The 6,020-nt window shown below is 69.9% G+C and carries 7 protein-coding genes; 6 read left to right on the forward strand and 1 reads right to left on the reverse strand.

What is annotated here, in order from left to right:
- The 6 genes from ACTIFU_RS21965 to ACTIFU_RS21990 all read left to right on the forward strand — a co-directional run.
- Window positions 1-602: hypothetical protein (locus tag ACTIFU_RS21965; RefSeq protein ID WP_439580458.1), on the forward strand; the 602-nt coding region annotated here is incomplete at its 5' end.
- A complete protein-coding gene (locus ACTIFU_RS21970; protein WP_439580459.1) occupies window positions 599-1,507 on the forward strand; it encodes a ChbG/HpnK family deacetylase in 909 nt (302 codons plus the stop codon). The genes ACTIFU_RS21965 and ACTIFU_RS21970, both read left to right, overlap by 4 nt.
- 43 nt (window positions 1,508-1,550) lie before the next feature.
- Window positions 1,551-1,907 (forward strand): hypothetical protein, encoded by a 357-nt coding sequence (locus ACTIFU_RS21975; protein WP_439580460.1) that lies wholly within the window; start codon window positions 1,551-1,553, stop codon window positions 1,905-1,907.
- A 147-nt stretch (window positions 1,908-2,054) separates the two neighbouring features.
- Window positions 2,055-2,984, forward strand: coding sequence for a 3-keto-5-aminohexanoate cleavage protein (locus ACTIFU_RS21980; RefSeq protein WP_439580461.1), 930 nt, complete (start codon window positions 2,055-2,057; stop codon window positions 2,982-2,984).
- A gap of 166 nt (window positions 2,985-3,150) precedes the next feature.
- On the forward strand, window positions 3,151-3,792 hold the full coding sequence (locus ACTIFU_RS21985) for an exopolysaccharide biosynthesis protein (protein WP_439580462.1): 642 nt from the start codon (window positions 3,151-3,153) through the stop codon (window positions 3,790-3,792).
- Window positions 3,793-3,860: 68 nt separating this feature from the next.
- Window positions 3,861-4,883, forward strand: coding sequence for a magnesium transporter CorA family protein (locus tag ACTIFU_RS21990; protein ID WP_439580463.1), 1,023 nt, complete (start codon window positions 3,861-3,863; stop codon window positions 4,881-4,883).
- A gap of 5 nt (window positions 4,884-4,888) precedes the next feature.
- Here the strand turns inward: ACTIFU_RS21990 and ACTIFU_RS21995 are convergent, their stop codons facing one another.
- Window positions 4,889-5,821, reverse strand: a complete 933-nt coding sequence (locus tag ACTIFU_RS21995; RefSeq protein ID WP_439580464.1) for a histone deacetylase family protein — start codon at window positions 5,819-5,821, stop codon at window positions 4,889-4,891.
- Between the last annotated feature and the right edge of the window lie 199 nt (window positions 5,822-6,020).

The raw sequence follows: 6,020 nt of genomic DNA on the forward strand, positions 1-6,020 counted from the left end.
AGGTCCGGAACCTCGCCGGGCTGGTCCTGACGATCCCGCACAAGATCGCCGGACTGACCGCCGCGATACCGGATGAGGCGGCCCGGCTCGCCGGGTCGGCCAACATCCTGCGGCCTTCCGGCGAGGGCTGGCAGGCGAGCAATTGCGACGGCGCGGGATTCCTCGCGGCCGCGTACGCAGCCGGAATGACGCTCCGCGGCAAGCGCGTGCAGGTGCTCGGCGCGGGTGGCGCGGGCCGGGCCGTCGCGATGGCCATCGCCGCGCAGCATCCGGCGGCGCTCGCGGTGCACGATGCGGCCGACCTCCGTGCACGGGACCTCGTCGCCGCCATCGCGGCGGCGCATCCTGACCTGGCCGTGGACGCCTCGCTCGGACCGTCCGACGTCCTCGTCAACTGCACCCCCGTCGGCATGGATCATGACACGCGCCTGCCCTGTGACCCCTCGCTGATCCCCGCGGCCGGCACGGTCTATGACATCGTCAACCGCCCCGACACGCCGCTTGTGGTTGAGGCGCGCGCGCGTGGCTGCCTTGCGGAGCACGGCTGGGGCATGATGTCGGCGGAGATACCGCTGATCCTCGACTGGCTGCTCGGACCGTGACGGCATCCCGCACCGTCATTCTGCACGCCGACGATGTCGGCATGTGCCACGGCGCGAACGCGGCGTTCCTGGCGCTCGCGCGCGCCGACGCGATCGACTGCGGCAGCGTCATGGTGCCCTGCCCCCGGTTCGCCGAGATCGCGCACGCAGCCGCCGCCAATCCCGCGCTCGACCTCGGCGTGCATCTGACGCTGACCAGCGAGTGGATCGGCTATCGCTGGGGGCCCGTCGCGGTCCGTGATCCGGCGTCAGGGCTGACGGACGCGGAGGGCGCGTTCCACCGCGACGTGCCGGCGCTGCGCGCGGCGGCGGACCCGCGCGCGGTCGAGGAAGAATGCGCGGCGCAGATCGAGCGTGCGTGCGCGTGCGGGATCGACCCTACGCATATCGACGCGCATATGGGCGCCGCCCTCGCACCGGAGTTCCTGGCTGGCACGCTCAGGCTCGCCGAGCAGTACCGCCTGCCGCTGCTCCTGCCGCGACGGATGGAGACCTATCTCGGCGTGCTGCGGATGGGTGAGATCGATCCGCGCGTCTACGCGGACGTTGCCGGACATCCCTGGACCGCGCCGATCGACGCCTTCGCCATGACACCCGGCCACGCGCCCGGCGATGCGGAGATCGCCTATCGCCGCCTGCTCGACGATCTCGGACCCGGCGTGACCTATGTCGCGCTGCACCCCAACCGGCCGGGCGACATCGAGACGATCACCGCGCGGCACCCGCGCGCGCAGCCGCACTGGCGGACCGATGAGGCGGCGCTGCTGGGCTCCGGCCTGCCGGCGCAATGGCTCGCGGACCGCAAGATCGCGCGCTCCGGCATGCGTCGGCTGCGGGACGTCATGCGGCCAGCCGGCGGCACGGCACACACACTCGAATCATCGCCGGTCATCAAGCTGAAATGAATCGACGGCAGCCTCCGTCGGAGCACCAGACCGGGAGGCTCCGATGATCACCCTGCACCGCCGTCTTGCCCTGCTCGCGACGCTGGCCATGGCCGCGCCGTCGGTCGTGGCCGCATCATCCGTGGTGACGCTGTTCCAGGTGGTCGGGCCACGCGGCACCGTCGTGATCGGCGTCACCCCGCAGGAGCTCCTGGCCTGGGGACGTGGCGAGCCGGTCAGCATCGTCGCCGAGCGGCTCCACGCCGCCGGAACGATCACCGTCTGGCAGTACGCGGTCGGGCGTGCGGCGGACGGCTCGCTGCAGATGCAGCCGCGCGCACGCGTGGCGCTGCTGCGCACCGAGGCGATGCGGATCGAGCCCTACGCCTCGGCGCATCCGGTGGCCGCACCGCCGGGCTGACGGCGGGCCTCGGGCGACCACCGGGCGGAAGCCTGGGGCGTCGTCCGGCCGGGGGCCGGCACGGCGCGGCTCGACGAGCCCGTCACAGGTCTGGCACCGTCCGTCCGGAGGCCTGAACCGGCCCGCCGCCGATGCCCGGAGGACGCGATGCCTGCCCGCAAAGTCATCATCACCTGTGCCGTGACCGGGGCAATCCACACGCCCTCGATGTCGCCCCATCTGCCGGTCACGCCGCAGGAGATCGCCGAGGCCGCGATCGGCGCGGCGGAGGCCGGCGCGGCGATCGTGCATCTGCACGCGCGCGATCCCAAGACCGGCGCGCCCGATCAGTCGCCCGACGCCTTCCTGCCGTTCCTGCGCGTGATCAAGCAGCGCGCGGACGTGGTGGTGAACATCACCACGGGCGGGGCACCGACCATGCAGGTCGAGGAGCGGGTTCGCCCGGCGAAGGTGTTCGCGCCCGAGGTGGCCTCGCTGAACATGGGCTCGATGAATTTCGGCCTCTACCCGATGCTCGCGCGGTACACGGAGTTCAGGCACGATTGGGAGCGTCCCTATCTCGAGGGCTCGAAGGAGCGGATCTTCAAGAACACCTTCGCCGACATCGAGTTCATCCTGACCTCGTGCGCCGAGAACGGCACGCGCTTCGAGATCGAGTGCTACGACATCGGCCATCTCTACACACTCGCGCATTTCCTTGACCGCGGCCTCGTGAAGCCGCCGCTGTTCGTGCAGTCGGTGTTCGGCATCCTGGGCGGGATCGGCACGCATCCGGAGGATGTCGCGCACATGAAGCGCACGGCAGACCGGCTGTTCGGCCGCGACTACCAGTGGTCGGTGCTGGGGGCTGGGCGGAACCAGTTCGCGATCGCCGCGCAGGCGGTGGTGATGGGCGGCAATGTGCGTGTCGGGCTCGAGGACTCGCTCTGGATCGGCCCGGGCCAGCTGGCACGCTCCAATGCCGAGCAGGTGACCCGCGCGCGGCAGCTGATCGAGGGGCTGGGCCTTGAGGTCGCGAGCCCGGATGACGCACGCGCGATGCTGTCGCTCAAGGGCGCGGATCGGGTGAAGTTCTGACGGCGCCTCGAACACGCGTGCGGCGCAACGCCGTTCCGATTGTGCAGGCCCGGCGGCCGCGCTACGGGGAAGCAGGTGGCGGATCTGGCATGCGAACGACCGAGCGGACACCACCCTTCCGACCACGCCCGCCATGCACGGGCGAGCGGACGATTGCCTTTCGCTGATGCACTCATCGGAGACGCAGTCGGCGGAACGACCCACCGAGCGCAAGCGCGCCTCCGAGATGCTGCTCGATCTCTGCCGCGCCTGGCCGGCCGAGCGCATCTCGATCGGCGACCTGATGACCGCACTCGGCGATCGCGGGTACGGCCTGCTGATGCTCGCGCTTGCCTTGCCGAACCTGATCCCGGCGCCAATCCCCGGACTTTCCGGCGTCCTGGGCACGCCGATCATCATCCTCTGCGTCATGATGCTGCTGGGCTATCCGCAGCCTGTGCTGCCGCGGGTGGTCCGTGAGCGCACCATTCCGCGCGCGGCGCTGGAGGCGGTGCTGACGCGCGCCAAGCCCTGGCTCGTCAGGCTCGAGGCGCGGGTTCGGCCGGGCACCCTGCCGCTGCCACATCGCGGTGTGGAGATCGCCGCCTCGCTGCTGCTCGGCATCAATGCGGCGCTGCTCGCCCTGCCGATCCCGTTCGGCAACCCAGCCCCCGCGCTTGCGATCGTCGTCATGTCAGTCGCCCTGGTGGAGGCCGATCGGCGGCTGTTCCTGGTGTCGATCGTGATCCTGCTGCTGGCAATCGTGATCGACGTCGCGATCGTGCTGGCGATCTTCGGCCTCGGCGCGCGGCTGCTGGGTGTCATCTGAGCGCGCCGCGCTTGGCCTGCAGCGTCGGGCTCCGCTAGAAGACGCATGCATCGGAACGGGGCGGCGCCGTGATCACCACCTATCATGTCGACGGCGGAAGGCTGGTGGTCGGCGAGGCGCCGCCCGTCGCAATGCCGGCCACTCCTGTGTCGGACCAGGCCCCCTCGCCGGTGCCGGCCGCCCAGGCCGTCTGGATCGACCTCCTCCAGCCGACGCCGCAGGAAGAGCGGATCGTCGAGCGGCTGATCGGCGTCGAGCTCCCCACGCGCGAGGAGCAGCAGGAAATCGAGGCGTCCTCGCGCCTCTACCGCGAGGGTGAGGCGCTGTTCCTCACAGCCCCCCTCATGCATGGCGCCGACACGGGCGAGTTCCGCTCCGCCGCCATCACCTTCGTGCTGACGGGACAGAGCCTGGTGACCGTGCGCCACGCCACGCCGCGCGCCTTCGGCGTCTTCGCCGCCCGTGCGGCCAAAAATCCCGCCATGGTCGCGACCGCGGACGGCGTGATGCTTGGGCTGTTCGAGCAGGTGGTGGACCGGATCGCGGATGTGCTCGAGCGCGTCGGCGCCGACATGGACCGCAACAGCACGAGCGCGTTCAAGGCAACCAAGAGCACCGAGCCGGCCTCGAAGAAGAACGCCGTGCTGAAGGAGACGCTGATCGCGCTCGGCCAGGTGGGCGAGGCGACCGCCCGCGCGACCGACACGCTGCTCGGGCTCTCGCGCATCCTCGCCTTCATTGCCGCCGAGAAGGAGACGGCGATCCGCAAGGACAACAAGGGCCGCATCAAGACGCTCGCGCGCGACGTGCGCAGCCTCCAGGAGCACGCCGCGTTCCTGAACGAGAAGGCGACTTTCCTGCTCGATGCCGTGCTCGGCATCATCAACATCGAGCAGACCGCCGTGATCAAAACCTTCTCGGTGGTGTCGGTCGCGCTGATGCCGCCGACGCTGATCGCCTCGATCTACGGCATGAACTTCCAGTTCATGCCGGAGCTGGAATGGGGGATCGGCTACCCGCTGGCGTTGGCGCTGATGGCGGTCTCGGCCGTCCTGCCGGTGATGTACTTCCGCCGCAAGGGCTGGCTGTAGCGCCGCTACACGCGCATGAGCGCGCGCACATGCGCCGCCGCACTGTCGGCCAGCGCCGCGAGGTCGTAGCCGCCTTCCAGCAGGCTGACGAGCCGCCCCTCGCAGACCTCGTCGGCGAGCTCCACCAGCGCACGGCTGAGCCACGAGAAATCCGGCGTCTGCACCTGCAGCGAGGCGAGCGGATCGCGCGCATGCGCATCGAACCCGGCCGAGACGATGATCAGCCCCGGCCGCCAGTCGCGCACCGCCGGGATGATCGTGTCGCCCCAGGCGGCGCGGAACTCCGGCCCGCCGGCGAAGGGATCGAGCGCGACATTGAGCACGTTGTTGTCGCAGCCCCGCTCCGAGGGATGGCCGGTGCCGGGATAGAGCGGCATCTCGTGCGTGGAGGCGTAGAAGAACCCCGGATCGCTCTCCAGGATTGCCTGGCTGCCGTTGCCGTGATGCACGTCGAAGTCGAGCACGGCGACGCGCGCGACCCCCCAGGCCGCGCGCACGTGGTGCGCGGCGATCGCGGCGTTGCTGAACAGGCAGAACCCCATCGGCCGCGCCGCCTCGGCATGGTGCCCGGGCGGGCGGGTGGCGCAGAAGGCCGCGCGCGCCCAGCCCTGCATCACCGCATCCACCGCCGCGACCGCGGCCCCGGCAGATCGCAGCGCGGCGGCACGACTGCCGCTGCTCATGCCCGTGTCGGGGTCGAGCATCACGCGCTCGCCCTCCGGCACCGCGATCGACAGGATCGCCTCCACGTAGCGCTCAGGGTGCGCGCGCGCGAGCTGCTCGACCGTCGCCTCGGGCGCCTGCTCGCGGGCCAAGGTGGAGAACGCCTCGCTTTCCAGCGCCCGCAGCACCGCGCGCAGCCGGTCGGGGCGCTCGGGATGGCCAGGGCCGTTGTCGTGGCCGAGACAGGCCGGATGGGTGAATAGGGCGGTGCTCATGACGGCGCTCTTTAACCCTTCATCGCCTGAGACAGACGGCAATGATGGAGTCTTCAGGAGGAACCAAACTACGGACTGTCCAAGAACCCATCATGTTGAGAAATACAACAACGACGAGAAAGAACCAAGATCCTACAATAACCTTCGAAACATACTTCAAACGAAATCTTAAAAAAGCCCACGTGATAGTCGGCAAGAA

This window comes from Elioraea sp., assembly GCF_051860475.1.
In the GTDB taxonomy this organism is placed as follows: Bacteria; Pseudomonadota; Alphaproteobacteria; order Acetobacterales; family Acetobacteraceae; genus Elioraea.

Bases quoted from the DNA above. Each gene is read 5' to 3' on its own strand.
- ACTIFU_RS21980 (WP_439580461.1), top strand. From the start codon at position 2,055: ATGCCTGCCCGCAAAGTCATCATCACCTGTGCCGTGACCGGGGCAATC.
- ACTIFU_RS21975 (WP_439580460.1), top strand. From the start codon at position 1,551: ATGATCACCCTGCACCGCCGTCTTGCCCTGCTCGCGACGCTGGCCATG.
- ACTIFU_RS21995 (WP_439580464.1), bottom strand. From the start codon at position 5,821: ATGAGCACCGCCCTATTCACCCATCCGGCCTGTCTCGGCCACGACAAC.
- ACTIFU_RS21985 (WP_439580462.1), top strand. From the start codon at position 3,151: ATGCACTCATCGGAGACGCAGTCGGCGGAACGACCCACCGAGCGCAAG.